This is a genomic window from Acinetobacter halobius (assembly GCF_044130335.1).
Classification (GTDB): Bacteria; Pseudomonadota; Gammaproteobacteria; order Pseudomonadales; family Moraxellaceae; genus Acinetobacter.
Genome location: NZ_JBIQOD010000006.1, coordinates 78,529 through 98,302, shown reverse-complemented (window position 1 = coordinate 98,302; position 19,774 = coordinate 78,529). Strand labels below are relative to the sequence as shown.

Genomic DNA, 19,774 nt, shown 5'->3' with positions numbered 1-19,774 from the left:
TCTTACCAGTGTTAAGATTGGAGTTTAAAATGCAAAACTATGATGTCGTAGTCATTGGCTCTGGCAACGCAGGCTTAACTGCAGCCGTCACAGCACAAAAGGCAGGCAAAAAAACCTTACTGGTTGAACGTCATAACATACCCGGTGGCTGTGCCACCTCTTTTGTCCGTGGTGATTTTGAATTTGAAGTGGCATTGCATCAACTAAGTGGTTTAGGCACAGAAGAGCGCCCATTTATCATGCGACAGTTATTCGATCAACTCGGTGTGATGGATAAAGTCGAATTTGTACAAGAGCATGAACTTTATCGACTCGCTGTTCCCAATCAGGTCGATATCACCTTACCCGCAAGCTGGTCAGGGATTCGTAAGTTGCTACAAGCACAGTATCCTGCTGAGGCCGATCAACTTGAAAAATTTATGTTGGCCTGTGAAAAAGTCACTTTAGAAGGTTTTACAACCCTACCTAAAGCACAAAAAAGCAATGATCCACTGCTCGTTGATCAACTCTGTCCATACTTTAAACGCTATGGTCTACGTTCTGCCCACGATGTATTGCATGAGTTTTTCACCGATGAAACCTTAATCAGTATTTTGGCGACCTATTGGTTTTATTCAGGTATTCCACCCAAAAATCTCTTATTTAGTGATCTCGCCAATATGTTATATGCCTATGCGGTGTTTAAGCCATGGCATATCAAAGGAGGATCACAAGCCATGTCCAATGCGCTGTTGGAATCGTTCTTAGAGTCAGGCGGTGAAGCACAATTCAACTGTGGTGTGGAAAAGATCATCACTCAGGATCATGCCGTCACTGGGGTTAGGCTTGAAGATGGGCGCTTGATCAACTGTAAAGCTGTGATTTCCAATGCTAGTCCTTTACTCACATTTAATGAATTATTAGACGATCCCCTCCCTACAAAAATTCAGCAAGACTTCAAATCTCGACGTATGGGAACATCTGCCTTTGTCATTTATTTGGGTCTAGATTGCACCCCAGCACACTTAAAGATCAATGCAGCATCAACCTTTATTTCCTCGACCATGGACTGGGAAAAAACCCATGACAATATGGAAAGTTTTGATAGCCCTATTTCAGGAATGTTGACCTGCTACAACTACGATGATCCACAAGCGGCTCCAGAAGGCAAAAGTCAAGTGGTGTTGGTGTGCTTGCAATATGCTGATGTCTGGAAAAATGTGAAAGCCGAAGACTATGCCAAAACCAAATATCGTTTTGCGGATGAATTAATTGATCTGATTGAACAGGTCTATCCGAACCTACGTCAACACATTCAGGAAGTTGAAGTCGCGACACCACTCACCATGATGCGCTATTTGAATACTCCAGGCGGTGCAATTTACGGCTATAAGCAAACACGCGAAGACACCAGTTTTATCCGAGACCGATTGAACCATTTACAAGGGCTTTATTTTGCCAGTGCGTGGACCACGATGGGCGGATTCCAACCGACTTATGCTGCGGGAATATCTACAGCCAAAGCCGTGGTGCGTCAACTCGACAAAATGGCACAACAGGAGCTAAGCAATGTCTGATCTACATATTTTAAATGCAGTCACTGGCTATCAGGAAATTATTCAAGCCAAATCTGAACTAGAACAAAATGGTACAGACTTTTCTGAATATAAAGGCCAAGTGCAACGGATAATGCACTCGCTGCATCCCAAGCGTATTGATTTGATTGTTCAGGCGATTATTGAAGAAACGCCAACGACTAAAACCATCCGCCTAGCCTCTCAGCATGGTGAAACCTTGCCAGCATTTCAAGCAGGTCAATACATCAATCTATTTGTCACTGTGGCAGGTACTTACACAGCTCGTCCCTATGCAATTGCATCTTCGCCAACCCAAGCAGACTACTATGATCTCACCATCAAAAAAGCAGATGCGGGCTTTGTTTCACACTATTTGGTCGATCAACTATCGGTAGGACAAACCTTGCAAAGTAGTGGTCCAATGGGGAACTTTCACCACAATCCGCTGTTTCATGGTGATGATCTGGTGTTTTTGGCAGGTGGCTCTGGTAGTGTGCCAGCGCGCAGTATGCTTTTAAATCTACTTGAACAAAATCTTCAACAGCGATTCCACCTGATTTATGTCAATAGCTTTGAAGATGATGTGATTTATGCCGAAGAGCTCAGAGCACTGGCCAAACAGTATGCTCATTTCACTTTAACCGAATATATCACTCGTCCGACAGCAGACTATCAAGGTCAAACAGGACGATTAAGTGCAGAGCGCTTGAGCGAATTATTAGGTACAGAGCCGAAACAAAAGATGTTCTACATCTGTGGCCCAACGCCATTTAACCAAAGTTGCCAACAACTTTTGGCTGAGTTAGAAGTTCCTGCTCGACGTATTCGAGTTGAAGCCAATGGTGCCCCCAAAGCCCCAAACACACAGTCAACTTGGACGTCGGACATTGCATTAAATCAAGAGGTAACAGTCACAGTAAGAGGCAAAGGACAGTTTACTACCACGGTTGGTGAGCCTTTACTGAACAGTCTAGAACGACATGGTTTCTTTGTCGAAAATGCCTGTCGCTCAGGCGAATGCAGTCTGTGTCGCATCAAACTGATTTCAGGTGAAGTCTTTAATCCCGACGAGGCGCACTTACGCCGCTCAGACCGCCAATTTGGCTGGATTTATAGCTGTGTTGCATTTCCACTCAGCGATATTGAAGTAATGCTTTAAATCATTCCGCTGAACTTTTTAAGAAAGTTCAGCTTTTTATTTTTCAATACATGCAAAACAAAGGAATAAAGCATGAACAATAAGTTATGGGAAAAAAGTTATCCAAAACAATTAAAAAATTATCAGCTCAATGAATCACTCCTGTCAGGCTCGGTCAGTGAATTCTGCCTTTATGCCGCGCAACATTATCAAGACCAACCAGCATTTAGCGTGGTTCTACCCAATGGTTTTAGCCAAAGTCTAAGTTTTAAAGAAATACACTACTATTCAGACCATTTTGCCAACTATTTAAAACATGTTCTCAAGTTGAACACAGGTGATGTTGTTGCCATCCAAATGCCCAATAGCTTGCACTATCCAATTGCAGTCTTTGGCATCTGGAAAGCAGGGCTCATTCTCACCAATATCAACCCACTCTACACCGCAACTGAGCTCAAGCATCAGCTTCAAGACAGTGGCGCCAAACTGCTGATAGCCTGTGATTTATTTCTTAAAACCGCACAACCTGTCCTCAATACACTGAAAATTGATTTGGTCGTAGCGAGCTTAAGCGACTTTTTTAATTTTCCTATTGGTCTGATGATTAAAATGAAAATATCCAGAGACATCACCACACCAGATATCCCCTACCAGAGTTTTAAACAGGCCTTAAAACTGGGTGAAAAAACAGTCGATCCGCTCATTTACCAAGATCACCCAATTGCCCTATATCAATATACAGGGGGAACCACTGGCAGAAGTAAAGGTGCTGTCATTAGTCATCGTAACCTATTAGCGGTGATGAAAATGGCGGAAGATTTTATCCAAGCATTTTCAAGCAAAATGGAAATTCAACAAGGTGACAACATACTCACTGCACTACCGATGTACCATATTTTTGCTTTTAATTTCAATTTTTTACTTATGTTTCATAAAGGTGGGCATAATATCCTCATCCCAAACCCTCGCCCCTTGGACAATCTTAAAAAAGCCTTCCAACAATTTCGCATTTCTTGGCTAACTGGTGTCGATACCCTGTATGCAGGTTTATTACAACAAACATGGTTCCGTAATAATCCGCCACCACTCAAAGTCGCCATTTCAGGTGGAACCAGTTTGCGCCCCTCTACAGCCATTGAATGGGAAAAAGTTGTCTCACCGATTGTAGAAGGTTATGGTATGACAGAAAGTTGTTGCATGGTCTCTATCAATCCACCAAGTATCAACAAAAAATTAGGATCTATCGGTCTTCCACTGCCCAGCTTAGAGCTAAAAATCGTGAATGATCAAGGACAAGCGATAGACATTGGGCAAGCGGGCGAACTTTGGGTAAAAGGCGAAAATATGATTGAGCACTACCTCAACAACCCGATAGAAACAGCAAATAGTATAGAAAATGGTTGGTTTAAAACGGGAGATATCGTCACGATGGATGAAGATGGATTTTTAAAAATTGTAGATCGTAAGAAAGATTTGATTATTGTTTCTGGTTTTAATGTTTATCCAAACGAAATTGAAGATGTGTTAACACAACATCCTGAAATTATTGAAGCAGCCGTCATTGGCATAGCAGACGAAACCACAGGCGAAGCCGTTAAAGCATTCATCGTTGTCAATAATCACGACATTTCAACCGCGGAAATCATAGGCTTTTGCAAACAAAGTCTGACCAACTATAAAATTCCTAAACATATTGAGTTTCGTACAGAATTGCCTAAATCTCCAATTGGTAAAATCTTACGGGCCCAACTCAGGAGTTAACCACCGTTCAGCTCCATCCCCTTCAAAGAATCAAACTAACTGAAGCACCTTGGAAAATATTATACCTTTAACTAAAAATTAATCCCTTGTTTGTGTCAAAAACCCAGATTGAGTAATACCAGTCCGTTAAGAAATGGACGGGTATTACTTTTTACTTCTAGGCTTTATTTAATACATGACAACGTCATCCCTAGCCTAAATAAGAATACAAGCATGGCATTTTTACGATGCAAGACAAAAGACTTCTTTAAAATAGGCTACTTTTTAAAAAAGCTACTCTAGGGGCAAAAGTGAACAGGTTTTGCGCTGAGATATAATGTGAATAGTGAGAAGGCTAAGATGCTAAATATGAAAATGCTTAACTGATCAGGCTGATTCAAATTGTGAGCTTTTTTTGCTCATGTTCTGTGAGTATCTAAGATCGCAACATAGTATAAAAGCACCATTACATCCCGTTTGATCTTGTTTTGGTGCAGAATCGAACACCAATAAACATTCGCATCAGAATTCAGAAATAAACAATAAGGTATTGATATTAAACAACTATAATTAAATAAAAATTAGATTTATCAAATTGGCATAGTTTCTGCATTTTTGTATTCCATCATGTATACAAGTTGGAATGCAAAAAAATGAGTCATAACAAATGCATTGGTTGGACACTTCAAGAATGGCAGACAGCTTATCTGAACCATGACATTCATCTTGAAGACTTAATCGACTATGTAGCGCAATTACCACAACCTGATCATGCATGGATCTCTATTGCTAGCAAAGAACTACTTATTCAGCAAATCGAAACCTTAGCACAAAAAGCACAACATGCCTCAGATTTGAGTAAAGAACTACCGTTATATGGTATTCCTTTTGCGGTCAAAGACAACATTGATGTTGCTGGTTTTGCAACCACGGCGGCATGTAAGGTTTTGACCGCAATTGCTAGCCAAGATGCTGAAACAATTCGCCTGCTTAAAAATGCAGGGGCGGTCGTCATAGGAAAAACCAATTTAGATCAATTCGCAACGGGGCTTGTCGGTACACGCTCCCCATTTGGCGCAGTTTGCAATACCTTTAACGCAGACTATGTCAGTGGAGGTTCTAGCTCTGGTTCAGCAAGTGTGGTTGCTCGAGGCTTAGTCCCCTTTGCACTGGGAACCGACACCGCAGGCTCTGGTCGTGTCCCTGCGGCATTTAATAACATTGTCGGTTTAAAACCCACCAAAGGCCGTTTTTCAAATCGTGGTTTATTACCCGCTTGTAAAAGCTTGGACTGTATTTCAATTTTCGCATTAACAGTAACCGATGCAAACATCATTGCTCAAACCCTAGAACAGTACGATGCACTAGATAGCTACTCCCGCCAGCATCCAAAAACCGCACCAGCTAAACTTTCTGGAAAACCACATTTTGCTATTCCCAATAAACTTGAGTTCTTTGGAGATGATCAAGCTAAATATGCCTTTCAATTGGCTTTAGAACAGTTAAAAGTTCTCGGTGCTGAAATTACTGAAATTGATTTTTCAACATTTGAACAATTGGCAGCCCAACTTTATCAAGGCTCATGGGTAGCAGAACGCACAGCGGCTGTTGCTGAGTTATTGGCACAGCAACCCGAGGTTTTCGACCCCACAGTCCGTGAAATTATTCAAAAAGGTTATGATTTTAGTGCAGTCGATGCCTACAACGCAGAGTATTTAAAACAAGGCTTAAGCCGAAAAATTCAAGACACTTTAGCTCAATTTGATGCATTGATCGTTCCAACTTCTCCAACCATTCACACTCTTGCAGAAATGGCGCAATCCCCGATTGGTTTTAATTCTCAGTTTGGAACTTATACTAACTTTACCAACCTCGCTGACTTAAGTGCACTCGCATTGCCTGCTGGATTCCGCGCCGACGGCTTACCCTTCGGAATTAGCTTCATTGCACCTGCATGGTATGACCAAGCCCTGATTGAGTTTGGACAAATTTGGCAGGCACATTTGAACTTAAAACTAGGTGCACTCGACCGATTCTCCGCAATTCCAACGTTGCGCCACAGTCCTTCTGCACATCACATTCGAGTTGCAGTCGTTGGAGCACACCTGACTGGAATGCCTCTGAATTTCCAACTGCTTACACGTGATGCAGTACTTGTTGAAACCACACTGACCGCTGAGCACTATGCCCTATTTGCATTGAACGGAACAATTCCCCCAAAGCCAGGTCTAGCAAGAGTTTCAGAACACGGGCAACAAATCATTGTAGAGGTTTGGGATGTGCCAACAGCGCGTTTTGGAGAGTTTGTCGCTGAGATTCCAACCCCGCTAGGCATGGGCAATGTCGAACTGGTCGATGGTCGTTGGGTTAAAGGTTTTATTTGTGAGCCTTATGGTTTGAACGATGCTGAAAATATCAGCCATTTTGGTGGTTGGCGCGCCTATATCCAGCACCGTAACAATTCAAAAGTAGAACAAGCTTAGTCAAATTTAGGAATTTTAAAATGTTTAAAACTGTATTGATTGCAAACCGTGGCGAAATTGCCGTACGCGCAATTCGCACTTTAAAAAAACTGGGGATGATCAGTGTTGCTGTATATTCAGACAGTGACCGTTATGCACAACATGTCAAAGATGCAGATATTGCGATTGCCTTAGAAGGATTAAAACCAGCAGATACTTATTTGAGTATTGAAAAGCTGATTCAAGCAGCACAAAAAACAGGCGCCGAAGCTATTTTCCCTGGTTATGGCTTCTTATCAGAAAGTGCTGAATTTGCAGAGGCTTGTGAAAAAAATAATATTGCTTTTATGGGTCCCACAGCGACACAAATTTTAGAGTTTGGCCTGAAACACCGTGCACGTGAACTTGCCGCTGCAGCTCAGGTTCCCATGACACCGGGTACAGGCTTACTTGAAAGCTTAGATGAAGCAATTTCTGCAGCTACAGAAATTGGTTATCCCATCATGTTAAAAAGTACCGCAGGTGGCGGAGGGATTGGCCTCACACGCTGTGATGATGAACAGACATTGGTTGAAGCTTATGAAAGTGTCAAACGCTTAGGCGCACAATTTTTCAAAGATTCAGGCGTGTTTTTAGAGCGTTTTGTTGACCGCGCGCGCCATGTCGAAGTTCAGATCTTTGGTGATGGTCAAGGTCAAGTGGTTGCACTGGGTGAACGAGATTGCTCACTGCAACGTCGTAACCAAAAAGTGGTGGAGGAAACCCCTGCGGCTCACCTTCCCGAAACTACACGCCAAAAACTTCACCAAGCGGCAGTTGAACTCGGCAAATCGGTCAATTACCGCAGTGCAGGTACAGTTGAGTTTATTTATGATGCTGCACGAGATGAGTTTTACTTCCTTGAAGTCAATACCCGTCTACAAGTAGAGCACCCTGTTACTGAAATGGTGACGGGCTTAGACCTGATTGAATGCATGCTTAAAGTGGCGGCAGGTGATGTCTTGGATTGGACAGCGCTCAGCAACATCCAACCGCAAGGTGCGGCAATTGAAGTACGGATTTATGCAGAAGATCCTGTTAAGAACTTCCAACCCAGCCCTGGCGTCCTGACCGAGGTTTCATTTCCAGAACACTGTCGCGTCGATACTTGGGTCTCCACAGGAACAGAAATTTCGCAATATTTTGACCCGATGATTGCCAAGATTATCGTACATGCGGATACGCGTGAACAAGCCATTGACCAACTAAAAACTGTGTTAACCCAAACACGCTTAAATGGCATCAGCACCAACTTGGACTATGCGCATAGCGTGATCTCTGATGAACGCTTCGCACAAATGCAAATTTGGACACGTCTGTTGGATGACTTTGACTACGTGCCGAATGTGATTGAAGTTTTACAGGCTGGTACGCAAAGCTCAATTCAAGACTTTCCAGGACGTATCGGCTACTGGGATATCGGTGTGCCACCTTCAGGTCCAATGGATGACTATGCGTTCCAATTGGCCAATCAAATTGTAGGAAATGATGCTAGTGCGGCTGGTTTCGAATTTACCTTACAAGGGCCAAGTCTGAAGTTCCATCAAGATAGTGTGATTGCGCTCACTGGTGCACCTTGTCCTGCCCAATTAGATGATGAAACTGTTGCCTTTTGGCAACCCATTCATGTACAGGCGGGTCAGGTTCTCAGCTTAGGACAGGTCGAGTCTGGTTGCCGTAGCTATTTAGCAGTTCGCCATGGACTCGATGTCCCCCTATACTTGGGTAGTCGCTCTACTTTTGCTTTAGGTAACTTTGGCGGGCATGCAGGACGGGTGCTTCGTGCAGGTGACATGATCAAACTCATTAATACAGTCCATCCTAATCAAGATGCCCCGTTAGCAACACAAGAACCTCAAGCATTATCTCCTGCACTGATTCCAAACTATGGCACTGAATGGAAAATTGGCGTGCTATATGGACCACACGGAGCACCTGATTTTTTTAAACCCGAATATATAGAAGAATTTTTTGCTTCCGAATGGACTGTACACTTTAACTCCAATCGACTGGGTGTCCGTCTATCAGGACCAACACCAACGTGGGCACGTGAAAATGGGGGGGAAGCAGGACTCCACCCATCCAATGTCCATGACTGCGAATATGCCATTGGTGCGATTAACTTTACAGGGGACTTCCCTGTCATTTTGGCCAAAGATGGCCCAAGTCTCGGCGGTTTCGTTTGCCCTGTAACCATTGCTAAAGCTGAACTTTGGAAAGTCGGTCAACTTAAAGCTGACGATAAAATCAGCTTCTATCCGCTAACAGTTGAGCAGGCCAATGCCCTAGAGCAACAGCAAATTGAACGTGTGCGAAATTTCACTCATGCTGTCCTAGCAACTGAACTAACAAGCAATAATATTCCACAATCTGCAATTCTCGCCCATCTAGATGCAACTGATGTGTCTCCACGCACGGTGTACCGCCAAGCGGGTGACAGTTATATTTTATTAGAATATGGTGATAACGTTTTAGACTTGGCACTGCGTTTACGTGTCCACCAATTGATGCAACTGATCCGAACAGCGAATGTGACTGGAATATTGGAGCTGTCTCCTGGTGTGCGCTCACTACAAATTAAATATGATGGTCTCACCCTTCCACAGCATGAGTTGATTGCTTTCTTACTGCAACTCGAACAGCAAATGGGCGATTTAAGCCAACTCAAGATTCCTTCACGGATTATTCATCTACCCATGGCATTTGAAGACAGTGCAACTTTGGGTGCTGTTGAGCGCTATCAAGAAAGTGTTTGCGCTAAAGCACCGTGGTTACCGAACAATGTCGATTTTATTCAGCGTATTAATGGTTTAGATAGTCGTGAACAAGTCAAAGAGATTATTTTCAATGCCAATTATTTGATTTTAGGCCTCGGTGATGTGTACCTTACCGCCCCATGTGCTGTGCCGATTGACCCACGTCATCGCCTCTTAAGTTCAAAATACAATCCAGCACGGACATTTACTGCCGAAGGCACCGTGGGTATTGGCGGGATGTATATGTGTATCTACGGTATGGATTCACCCGGAGGTTACCAATTGGTGGGACGCACTCTACCCATTTGGAATAAATTTAAAAAGAACAAACAGTTTGGCGACAAAGAATGGTTCTTAAATTTCTTCGACCAAATTAAATACTTCCCTGTTTCAGAGTTAGAGCTAGATCAATGGCGTGCTGACTTTGAAAATGGTCAAGCACAGATCCAAATTGAAGACACTGAATTTGACTATGCCGCTTATTTAAAACTACTGGAAGATGAAAAGGACAGTATTACGGCGTTTAAAGCACAGCAACAACAGGCCTTTAGTACTGAGGTCAGCCTATGGAAGGAAAGCTTTGATCAACAAGACCACCTAATCACAGAAGCACCTGATGAAACAGACTATAGTGCCTATTCAGCTCTCAATGCATCTATGACTGGCAATATTTGGAAAATATTAGTGGAACAAGGTCAGATTGTGAAAAAAGGTGAAACCATTGCTATTATTGAAGCTATGAAAATGGAATTACCTGTATATGCAGCAGATGACGGTATTGTCAAAGCCATTATTTGTCGGGCTGGACAAACCGTTCATAGCGGCGAACCTTTAGTTTATATGGAATAACACATGTCCAATATGACACGTGCGGGTTCAGGTTCAGACAATTTGTCTGAACTTGTTTACCAGCAAATTAAAAATGATATTTTTGACTTTAAATTGATGCCAGGTGAACGTTTTACCGAATCCGAAATCGCCATGAACTATCAGGTCAGCCGTACACCTGCACGACAGGCATTGTACCGACTACAACAAGAAGGCTACGTGGAAGTTGCATTTCGTAGTGGCTGGACTGTACGTCCATTGAACCTGCAATACTATGACGAACTATACGAGCTGCGTATTATGATTGAACAATATGCAATTCGTAAATTATGTAGTATTGAATCTCAGCAACTCAAAGAAATGAAACAGTTGCACAAGACTTGGATGGTTGCACCTGAACAGTATCTTTCGAGTTTAAAAGCGATGGCTCAAATTGATGAAGATTTTCATTGTGCATTGGTTCGTGCCATTGGCAATACGGAAATGAGTAAAATCCACCAAGAAATTAGTGAAAAAATCCGTATCATTCGTCGCCTCGATTTTTCAAAAAGTGATCGAATTAAAGCCACCTATGCAGAGCATCAAGCCATCCTGAATTATATTTCACAGCAACAAACAGATTTGGCAATTGAAAAAATTAGTGCGCATATTCAGCAAAGCCGTGACGAAGTAAAAAAAATTACCCTCGGTATGCTGAGTCAACATGCTGTGCTGAAAAAGGCAACCTAAATCATTTAATCCCTCATCTCTTCTTAAACAAAAAAAGGCGCTTAATGCGCCTTCTTTCGCTAAAAATAAATTTAAGCTGGAATACGTAGTACCTGTCCAGGAAAAATATCATCAGCATCTTTCAATAACGGACGATTGGCTTCAAAAATTTTATTGTACTGGTTGGCATCGCCATAAAATGCTTTGGAAATTTTCGATAGATTATCACCTGATTTAACTGTGTAAAACTTACTTTCAGGTTCAGGGCTAGCCACAGTCAGTTGATCATCCACTTGAGCCACATGGTCAATATTACCGACAGCTAAAACAATCTTTTCTTTATCGGCTTGGGTCTGAACCTGCCCTTTTATGGTTGCCAAATCCGTGGTGGAGTTATAGCTGACTGAAAGTCCCGTCACAGGTAAGCCCAATGCTTTGATATGACCCAATAACTTGTTGGCAATTTCTTGAGCGGATGGCTCTGTTGGCGTAGTTGGTGCGGCTTGAGGCTCGGCTGCTGCTGTGTTTTTTTTACCAATGCCTTTAACGAAATCAAAAAGACCCATGTGTATGCTCCATCTTGTTATATCAGTGTTGTTATATTGAATGCTCAAAAATGAGACACTCTTTTTTATACCGAAAAAAGACAGCAACTTTGGTAGAGAATAGTCCATTTAAAGTAAAACTTTGTAAGTTCCAAAATAAACAAAACTATTTGCATACAATGCTTCACCTTTTAAATAGCATAAAAAAAGCCACCCGATAAGGGTGGCTTTTCCATTCAGCAAAGCTGAAACAATATGGATTAACCTAGTTTCTTAGAAACGTAGTCAATCGCAGATTGTACAGTTGTGATTTCGTTAGAATCTTCATCTGGGATTGTGATGTCAAAGTCGTTTTCGAAAGACATAACAAGCTCAACAAGGTCTAAAGAGTCAGCACCTAAGTCATCCATGAAAGATGCTTCGTTTTTGATTTCTTCAGCCTTAAGACCAAGTTGTTCTGCAACTGCTTGCTTGATGCGTTGTTCGATATCGCTCACAGGAATTCTCCTCATTGCTTGTGGCGTTTTTAATGCCGTTAGTTTAATTGAATCTTTAAAATTTTGAAAGTTTATCCATCAGCCAATTAGCTCATGTATAGACCACCATTTACATGCATTACCGTACCAGTAATGTAACTTGCTTTGTCTGATGCCAAAAAGCTCACCGCATTGGCAATATCTTGTGGATCACCTAAACGGTTCAGGGCCACTTGATCGCTCATTTTTTTACGGATGTCTTCACTTAATTGATCAGTCATTTCTGTTGCAATAAAGCCAGGCGCCACCGAGTTTACAGTGATTTGACGGCTACCCATTTCTTTTGCAAGGCTACGGCTAAATGCTTCAATACCAGCTTTCGCTGCTGAATAGTTGGCCTGACCTGGGTTGGCAAAATGCGCAACCACAGAACTAATATTAATAATTCGTCCAAAACGTGCTTTGGTCATGCCTTTTAGCACACGTTTAGATAAACGATAAACAGCTTTTAAATGAATATTTAAAATATCATCCCAGTCATCTTCTGACATACGAAGTAACAAATTATCTTTGGTAATCCCTGCATTATTGACAAGTGCAAGAACTGGACCATAATTTTGTTCAATGTCTGTCACCAGCGCATCTATCGCAGCACCGTCACGAACATCAAGTACTTTACCCGCACCCTGCTCACCAAAGCTTGCAGATAATTTTTCTGCGCCAGCCTCAGATGTCGCTGTGCCCACAACAAAATAACCGTCTTGAATCAGTTGCTGAGCGATGGCTGCGCCAATCCCTCGACTTGCACCTGTCACGAGTGCAACTTTGCGTTCCTGTGTCATGCAATTTTTCCTTCAGCCACTAAAATGGCATTGAGTGCATCTTCCATACGTGATTTGCTATCAAGTGGAAAAGCTTTTTCGATATTTGGTAAACGTTTCGCCAAGTTTGCCAAGACATTACCTGGACCACACTCAGCAACATATTGGATCCCTTGATCCTGAATAAACTGCATGGTTTTGGTCCACTGTACAGACTCATATAACTGAGCTGTAAGTGCTTGGCGTACTTGAGCGACATCTATCGCAATTTCCGCGCTCACATTTTGTATTACAGGTATGCTAGGCAGCTCAATGGCAGTTTGTTCCAAAGCTTGTGCGAACTGTTCCGCAGCAGGTTTCATCAACGAACAGTGAGATGGCACTGAAACAGGCAATGCAATCGCTTTGCCACTATTTTCTTTGGCTAAAGCCATGACTGCTTCAACTGCGGCTTTTTCACCCGCAATGACCACTTGACCTTGTGCATTATAATTCGCAGCTTCAACTGAACCTTCAGCTTGGTCTGAGACCTGTTGGCATAAAGCAACAACTTGTGCGTCGTCTAAACCTAAAATAGCCGCCATTGCACCCTTACCTTGAGGTACTGCACTTTGCATGAGCTTACCGCGTAAGTTTACCAGCTTCACAGCATCACCTAGGCTTAAACTGCCTGCAGCAACCAAAGCGCTATATTCACCCAATGAGTGACCTGCTAGATACTTAGGTACAACACCGCCAAGTTCTAACCATACACGCCATAATGCAATGCTCGCGGTTAACAACACAGGCTGAGTAAATTCAGTTTGATCTAAACCTTCACCAGATTGTGCAATGTGCCACAAATCGAATCCAACTGCTTTAGAGGCTTCTGCAAATGTTGCTTCAACACTGGCAAATTGTTCTGCCAATTCAGCCAACATACCTACCTTTTGTGAACCCTGACCAGGAAATACAAAAGCTGTTTTTGTTGCCTGAGCGACTTGATCAAGTTGTTTCGCAGACATAAAAAAGTCCTTTCTTGTCTTTGCTCTCGTTTATGGAGCGAAAATTTAACACTTAATTTAGGTCGATGTAATTGCCAAATACAACAAAAACAGAGTTGGTAAACATTCACCCACAAAAAAAGGGAGCTTTACGCTCCCCTTTTTTCGACTAAGCTTTAAGCTTAATGCTTCAACAATTATTCAGCAGATGCTTTAGCGAATAATTGACGACCACGGTAGATACCATCTTTAGATACGTGGTGACGACGGTGAGTCTCGCCAGTAGCTTGGTCTACAGTTAATGCATTCTCGGTTAAAGCGTCATGTGAACGGCGCATGTCACGGCGAGAGCGACTTTTACGGTTTTGCTGAACGGCCATGATGGCTCCTTACAAATCGAAAAATATGGATCAGAACAAATTCAGTTGTCTTATACGGAAGAGTATAACACAAAAATTAGTTAAGTTTACCCTTCAAACTTGCCAAAACATCAAACGGGTTATCCCGCTTTTCTTCAACAAGCTCTTCAATGGCAGGTTGGTGCTTATGTTCACAAGCATCATGCTTAGGAGACAATGGCATCAACAATAACAATTCATCTTCTATGAGAGAAAGTAAATCAGCAGTCGCAGGCGCATCATAGCTGCCTTTGGTTGTCGCTTCACTTTCACCTAAGACGATGAAATCAGCATCCTCATCCAAGCGCTCTATCAGTGACTCATCATCTACTAGAGCTAGATGAAAATCTGAAACCAGTTCAATGTTAACCACGTCTAAACAACGCTGGCATTCCATTGGGACTTGTGTTTCAACGTGACCATCTAGCCATACAATGCGATGATACGCATCCATTGATAGCTTACAGTCTATGTTAATCAATTGATCATCAATTGATCCAACAGCTTCACGAGCAATACGAACAAAGCGAGACAATGGCAGGGTACCTGACCATGTAAAGCCTTGTTCAGCCCATTTAAACGGCTCAATCTGTGCCGGAAAGGTATTTGCTGACATAATTAAGGCGGCAATTCTACAAATTCATCAGTACTCTGTCAAAGATTAAGATACAATTTTGTACTTATTTAGACAGACCATTTGGGTAACTTAAGTCATGCATCTGTTGCAGCCGCAAACAGAAGTGAGTATTTCATCACTTATGAGCACAATTTCAACTGCCAATTCTGACATTTCAGACCGCCAAGTGCAACTCTCAACGTGGGAGAATTTTTCGACAGAAGCACAACAAGTTGATTGGCTCATTTTACACTTTAATCATTGGTTTTCCCACCTGAATGTCAACTTGGTCAAAGGTGACTTTGAACCTGAATACTTTCCAGCAGAGCAAGGCTCCCCTGCTCGTATTCAATTTGCCCATGGTTTCTTTAATAGTGCATTACATGAAATTAGCCACTGGAGCATTGCAGGTGACAAACGTCGTCTATTACCCGATTTAGGTTATTGGTATGCGCCCGATGGTCGCACTCAAGAGCAGCAAGCATTGTTTGAACAAGTGGAAATTAAACCACAAGCGATTGAGTGGTTATTTGCTGTCGCATTTGGTCGTAGATTTCGAGTGTCTTTAGATAACCTCACAGGTGACGGCGGTGATGGACGTCATTTTAAAGATCATGTTTTTGCGCAAGTACAGGCCTATTTTTCAGGGGATGCGCAACTACCGCGTGATGCGAAATACTTCATAGACTGTATTTGCTTGTGTACACGCGCTGGAAAAACGTTACAGAGCAATGAATTTGAAAGAGAAATGCTCGACTAAATTTGAGATGTTTCACATTTAGGTCATTGAACATGGTTTAAATAAAGCGCCATAATGTGGGAAAAACCATCAGGAGATAAAAACATGCTGCATTTAAGAGTCCATCCTGATAACCCGCAGCCACGCTTAATTAGCCAAGCGGTTGAGCGTATTCGTGCAGGCGATGTAGTCGTCTACCCGACCGATGCAGCTTATGCCATTGGCTGCCAAATCGGCAATAAACATGCCATGGAGCGTATCGCCCAAATTCGCGGGCTCGGGTCAAAGCACCAATATGCCATTATTTGCGCAGATCTTTCAGATATTGCAACCTATGCCAAAGTGGATAATGCCATGTATCGTTTACTAAAAAACAATACGCCTGCGGTGACTACTTTTATTTTGCCTGCGACCAGTGAAGTCCCTAAACGTTTGATGCACCCCAAAAAGAAGACCATTGGTTTGCGTATTCCAAGTAATCCTGTATGCCAAATGCTCCTCAAAGAACTAGGCGAACCGCTACTCACCAGCACCTTGATTTTACCCAACCAGCACGAGCCGATGGATGATCCTTATGACATCGAAATGCAGTTATCAAAGCGTATTGATGTGTTCATAGACAGTGGACTAGGTACACTCAGCACGACCAGTATTGTCGACTTATCAGGGGATCACCCTGAAGTGATTCGCCATGGTGTAGGCGATGTGAGTGCTTTTGAGTAATGTCTGATCTTCTAGCTTGGTAGAACGCTATAAAATGAGGGCAATTATAATGACGTTATCAGATGTTGTGCTAAATCCTCACTCAATTGCCCCAAATGCTTTCATTTATGCTATCTGGCCTTGGACACCTGAGTCTGAGGCTCTGATTCAACTATCTAGCAAGAACTCCAATCAATTTAACAGCGCTTATCGTCTTTTTCTGGACATGAAAGTCGTATTGCGGTTGGCGCAGCTGTTTCAGTATCAGAACTTGTGCCATCGGATCTGTATTGAAAAAACCATTGAATTTGCGCAACAACAATACGAACAACTCGATCAAAATATAACTGCTGTCCGGCAAGATAAGCTTTAGTTTGCCTGTTGCAGTGATATAAAATGCAAAATGTGTTGGAATAATTGACCCATCAGTATCTATACATTGTATTGAATACATTCGTTTTATTTTACTTTAGACACTTATTCCCTAGTATTTTTCATGGTTTTTTCTGTTTTCGGGCGTCCGAGCAATTTATTTAATAGTCATTTTCATTTAAACTAATGTGAATCAATTTCCATGCTTTTTATTCGATGCGAGATCGTTAAATAAGCCTATACATGCTTTTGAAAATTCGCGTGGCCAATAACTGTAATGAATCAATCCGTCCATAATGCTATGGAAGATCTTCCGCAAATCCGTGTGATGGATGAGTGGCATGACTCCATTCCTGAGGATTTATATATTCCTCCTGCTGCATTTGAAATTCTCCTTGAGCATTTTGAAGGACCACTCGACTTTTTAATTTACCTGATTCAAAAAAACGGCTTTGATTTATTACAGTTAGATATTGCCCCCATTGCCGCGCAATACCTGTCTTATATGGATGCCATGAAGTCGCTGAACATTGAGCTGACTGCTGACTATATGGTGATGGCTGCACTATTGGCAGATTTAAAGTCACGCCTGCTTTTACCCAAAGCTCCAAATGCGATTCAAATCGAAAAAGATCCGAAACAAGAACTGATTGATCGCTTAGAAACGTATTTACGGATTAAACAGGCGGCTGAGCGCTTGGGGCAAATGCCTATTTTAGAACGAGATACCTTCTCAACCAATGTCAGCTTAGGCCAAACTCTGGATCATAATGATGGTCATGATGTGCAACAGCTGCGTGATGCCTTATTCTGCGTGTTTAACCGACCTGAGCCCATCACCCATCAAATTGCACAAGAACCAGTTTTACTTGAAGAGCGCATGGCGTTTATTGAAAGTAAAGTCGCTTCAGGTGAAGTTTTAGTTTTTGAGTCTTTACTGCGTCCCATTCAAGGTCGTATGGGTATGGTTGTGACGTTTATGGCCATTTTAGAATTAACTCGTCAACAGCGGATTCAAATTGTAAGTTCTGGCGTTGAAGCCCCGCTTTCAATACAAGGAGTGAAAAAATAATGCAAGACACAACGACTCCTGTATCCAATGAAGACAACTTACATGAAGTAGTAATGCAACTGGAAGCGATTATTTTTGCAAGTGATGCACCTGTATCACTTGCACGTTTAAAAGAATCGTTCCAAAATCAATATAGTAAACAAGATTTACGCCAGTTTTTACAACAACTTGCCATGCTACAACATGGTCGGTCAATCGAACTAATTGAAACTGCTCAAGGTTTTCGTTTTCAAGTTCGAGCAAAATACCGTCAAATCGTTGCACAGACGTGGCCCGAGCGACCAACTCGTCTCTCGCCATCGCTACTCGAAATGTTGGCCGTGGTTGCTTATCATCAACCCGTCACTCGAGCGGATATAGAACAAATTCGAGGAGTCTCAAATAACAGTCAACTGTTACGAACGTTATTTGATTGGAACTGGATTAAAGAATCTGGTTTTCGTGAACTCCCAGGAAGACCTGCGTTGTTAGTTACGACGCCTCAATTTTTAAATGCATTTGGCTTAAGTTCTTTAGGCCAGTTGCCTCCCCTGCAGGATGCCAAGGAAGCTTTTATGGCGCTCGATGCGAATGCACCGAAGTCGTAAATAGGTGAACTGTTGATGATAATTTCTAAGGTTATGCTGTCATGAGTGAAAAGTTGCAAAAGGTACTCGCACGAGTCGGTTTGGGTTCTCGCCGTTATATGGAAGAAGTCATTGCCGCAGGTCGTGTGAGTGTCAACGGCCAAGTTGCCCAAGTAGGCGAACGTATTGAACCAGGTGATGAGCTTCGCATCGATGGTCGTAAAGTATCGTTCCAAATTGAAGACGAGATTCGTCGTCGTGTTCTGATTTACTATAAACCAGAGGGCGAAATTTGTTCACGCAATGACCCTGAGTCACGTCCAACAGTATTTGATCAATTACCTGCAATCGCGAATGATCGCTGGGTGATGGTAGGTCGTCTGGATATCAACTCAACAGGTCTACTATTGTTCACGAATGATGGTGAGCTGGCAAACCGCTTGATGCACCCATCAAACGAAGTTGAACGTGAGTATGCTGTACGTGTTATGGGTGAAGTGACTCCGCAAATTAAGAACAATATGCTCAAAGGCGTGGTGTTAGATGATGGCCCAGCGAAGTTTGAGTCATTTTCTGAAATTGGCGGTGAAGGGATTAACCGTTGGTATCAAGTGGTGGTAAAAGAAGGTCGTAACCGCGAAGTACGTCGTATTTTTGAATCGCAAGGTTTAAAAGTCAGCCGTCTACTCCGTACACGTTATGGCACGGTTATTTTACCGCGTGAATTACGTACGGGTCGTTGGATGGAGTTGGACAAAAACGACATCGACAACTTAACCAAAGCGGTTGAGTTGAAACCACGTCAAGGCACTGGCTTATACGGCATGGCAAAACGTCGTACTGAACGTATGCAAGAAAAACCAATGGCTGCACGTCGTGGTGGTTTCTTACGTCAGCAACGCCGTGACAATGAAGATGAAGGCCAACAACAAGCGAAGCCTGCCTTCAACCGTGATCGCCGTGAAAATCCAAATGGTCACAGCCAGCGCCGTCAAGACAATACGCAAGCGGCTTATGGTCAACGTGAACCACGTCAAAACTCAGGCTATGCACAGCGCGACAGTCGTCCAGACAACTTTGGCAACAAAGGCACCTATGGTCAGCGTGATACACGTGACGAAAATGCACCTCGTAAACCTTTTGGAAATAAAAGCTTTAAGAAATTTTAATTTCTAAAGTCAAAATTTGAGCCACTTTCGAGTGGCTCTTTTTATATGTGTTTACGGTGCAATAAGATCACTTTGTGTTCCGAAGTGC

At 42.6% G+C, this 19,774-nt stretch carries 18 protein-coding genes; 12 read left to right on the top strand and 6 right to left on the bottom strand.

Annotation, left to right across the window (positions count from 1 at the left end):
• Positions 1-29: 29 nt before the first annotated feature.
• From ACE01U_RS07530 to ACE01U_RS07505, 6 genes are all read left to right on the top strand, one after another.
• Positions 30-1,556 (top strand): phytoene desaturase family protein, encoded by a 1,527-nt coding sequence (locus ACE01U_RS07530; RefSeq protein ID WP_151706471.1) that lies wholly within the window; start codon positions 30-32, stop codon positions 1,554-1,556.
• Positions 1,549-2,715, top strand: coding sequence for an FAD-binding oxidoreductase (locus ACE01U_RS07525; protein ID WP_110973822.1), 1,167 nt, complete (start codon positions 1,549-1,551; stop codon positions 2,713-2,715). The genes ACE01U_RS07530 and ACE01U_RS07525 overlap by 8 nt, the downstream gene beginning before the upstream one ends.
• 72 nt (positions 2,716-2,787) lie before the next feature.
• Positions 2,788-4,455 carry a long-chain-fatty-acid--CoA ligase gene (locus ACE01U_RS07520; RefSeq protein WP_395579087.1) on the top strand — a complete coding sequence of 556 codons (1,668 nt, stop codon included), beginning with the start codon at positions 2,788-2,790 and terminating at the stop codon, positions 4,453-4,455.
• Positions 4,456-5,087: 632 nt separating this feature from the next.
• Positions 5,088-6,917: an allophanate hydrolase gene (atzF, locus tag ACE01U_RS07515; protein WP_395579086.1), complete on the top strand. Its 1,830-nt coding sequence runs from the start codon at positions 5,088-5,090 to the stop codon at positions 6,915-6,917.
• A gap of 20 nt (positions 6,918-6,937) precedes the next feature.
• Positions 6,938-10,540, top strand: coding sequence for an urea carboxylase (gene uca, locus ACE01U_RS07510; protein WP_395579085.1), 3,603 nt, complete (start codon positions 6,938-6,940; stop codon positions 10,538-10,540).
• A 3-nt stretch (positions 10,541-10,543) separates the two neighbouring features.
• Complete coding sequence (locus tag ACE01U_RS07505; RefSeq protein WP_086208713.1) at positions 10,544-11,248, top strand: GntR family transcriptional regulator; 705 nt, start codon at positions 10,544-10,546, stop codon at positions 11,246-11,248.
• A 71-nt stretch (positions 11,249-11,319) separates the two neighbouring features.
• Here ACE01U_RS07505 and lysM read toward each other — a convergent pair whose 3' ends face one another.
• From lysM to ACE01U_RS07475, 6 genes are all read right to left on the bottom strand, one after another.
• A complete protein-coding gene (gene lysM, locus ACE01U_RS07500; RefSeq protein WP_086208714.1) occupies positions 11,320-11,793 on the bottom strand; it encodes a peptidoglycan-binding protein LysM in 474 nt (157 codons plus the stop codon).
• Positions 11,794-12,032: 239 nt separating this feature from the next.
• Positions 12,033-12,269: an acyl carrier protein gene (gene acpP, locus ACE01U_RS07495; RefSeq protein WP_004695351.1), complete on the bottom strand. Its 237-nt coding sequence runs from the start codon at positions 12,267-12,269 to the stop codon at positions 12,033-12,035.
• Positions 12,270-12,355: 86 nt separating this feature from the next.
• Positions 12,356-13,090 carry a 3-oxoacyl-ACP reductase FabG gene (fabG, locus tag ACE01U_RS07490; RefSeq protein ID WP_151706466.1) on the bottom strand — a complete coding sequence of 245 codons (735 nt, stop codon included), beginning with the start codon at positions 13,088-13,090 and terminating at the stop codon, positions 12,356-12,358.
• A complete protein-coding gene (fabD, locus tag ACE01U_RS07485) occupies positions 13,087-14,073 on the bottom strand; it encodes an ACP S-malonyltransferase (protein WP_086208716.1) in 987 nt (328 codons plus the stop codon). Before fabD ends, fabG begins: the two co-directional genes overlap by 4 nt.
• A gap of 176 nt (positions 14,074-14,249) precedes the next feature.
• The gene (gene rpmF, locus ACE01U_RS07480) at positions 14,250-14,432 is read right to left on the bottom strand and encodes a 50S ribosomal protein L32 (RefSeq protein WP_004279227.1); all 183 of its coding nucleotides are present in this window, start codon (positions 14,430-14,432) and stop codon (positions 14,250-14,252) included.
• 76 nt (positions 14,433-14,508) lie between these two features.
• Positions 14,509-15,066: a YceD family protein gene (locus ACE01U_RS07475; RefSeq protein WP_086208717.1), complete on the bottom strand. Its 558-nt coding sequence runs from the start codon at positions 15,064-15,066 to the stop codon at positions 14,509-14,511.
• 97 nt (positions 15,067-15,163) lie between these two features.
• Here ACE01U_RS07475 and ACE01U_RS07470 point away from each other — a divergent pair, with 97 nt between their 5' ends.
• From ACE01U_RS07470 to rluB, 6 genes are all read left to right on the top strand, one after another.
• Positions 15,164-15,826, top strand: coding sequence for an elongation factor P hydroxylase (locus tag ACE01U_RS07470; protein WP_119063747.1), 663 nt, complete (start codon positions 15,164-15,166; stop codon positions 15,824-15,826).
• An 84-nt stretch (positions 15,827-15,910) separates the two neighbouring features.
• The gene (locus tag ACE01U_RS07465) at positions 15,911-16,528 is read left to right on the top strand and encodes an L-threonylcarbamoyladenylate synthase (protein WP_119063746.1); all 618 of its coding nucleotides are present in this window, start codon (positions 15,911-15,913) and stop codon (positions 16,526-16,528) included.
• 49 nt (positions 16,529-16,577) lie between these two features.
• Positions 16,578-16,880: a hypothetical protein gene (locus ACE01U_RS07460; protein WP_395579084.1), complete on the top strand. Its 303-nt coding sequence runs from the start codon at positions 16,578-16,580 to the stop codon at positions 16,878-16,880.
• A gap of 276 nt (positions 16,881-17,156) precedes the next feature.
• Positions 17,157-17,951, top strand: a complete 795-nt coding sequence (locus ACE01U_RS07455) for a segregation and condensation protein A (RefSeq protein ID WP_086208721.1) — start codon at positions 17,157-17,159, stop codon at positions 17,949-17,951.
• Positions 17,951-18,538 (top strand): SMC-Scp complex subunit ScpB, encoded by a 588-nt coding sequence (gene scpB / locus ACE01U_RS07450; protein ID WP_086208722.1) that lies wholly within the window; start codon positions 17,951-17,953, stop codon positions 18,536-18,538. The genes ACE01U_RS07455 and scpB overlap by 1 nt, the downstream gene beginning before the upstream one ends.
• A 41-nt stretch (positions 18,539-18,579) precedes the next feature.
• Positions 18,580-19,686 (top strand): 23S rRNA pseudouridine(2605) synthase RluB, encoded by a 1,107-nt coding sequence (rluB, locus tag ACE01U_RS07445; protein ID WP_086208723.1) that lies wholly within the window; start codon positions 18,580-18,582, stop codon positions 19,684-19,686.
• Positions 19,687-19,774: the final 88 nt, after the last annotated feature.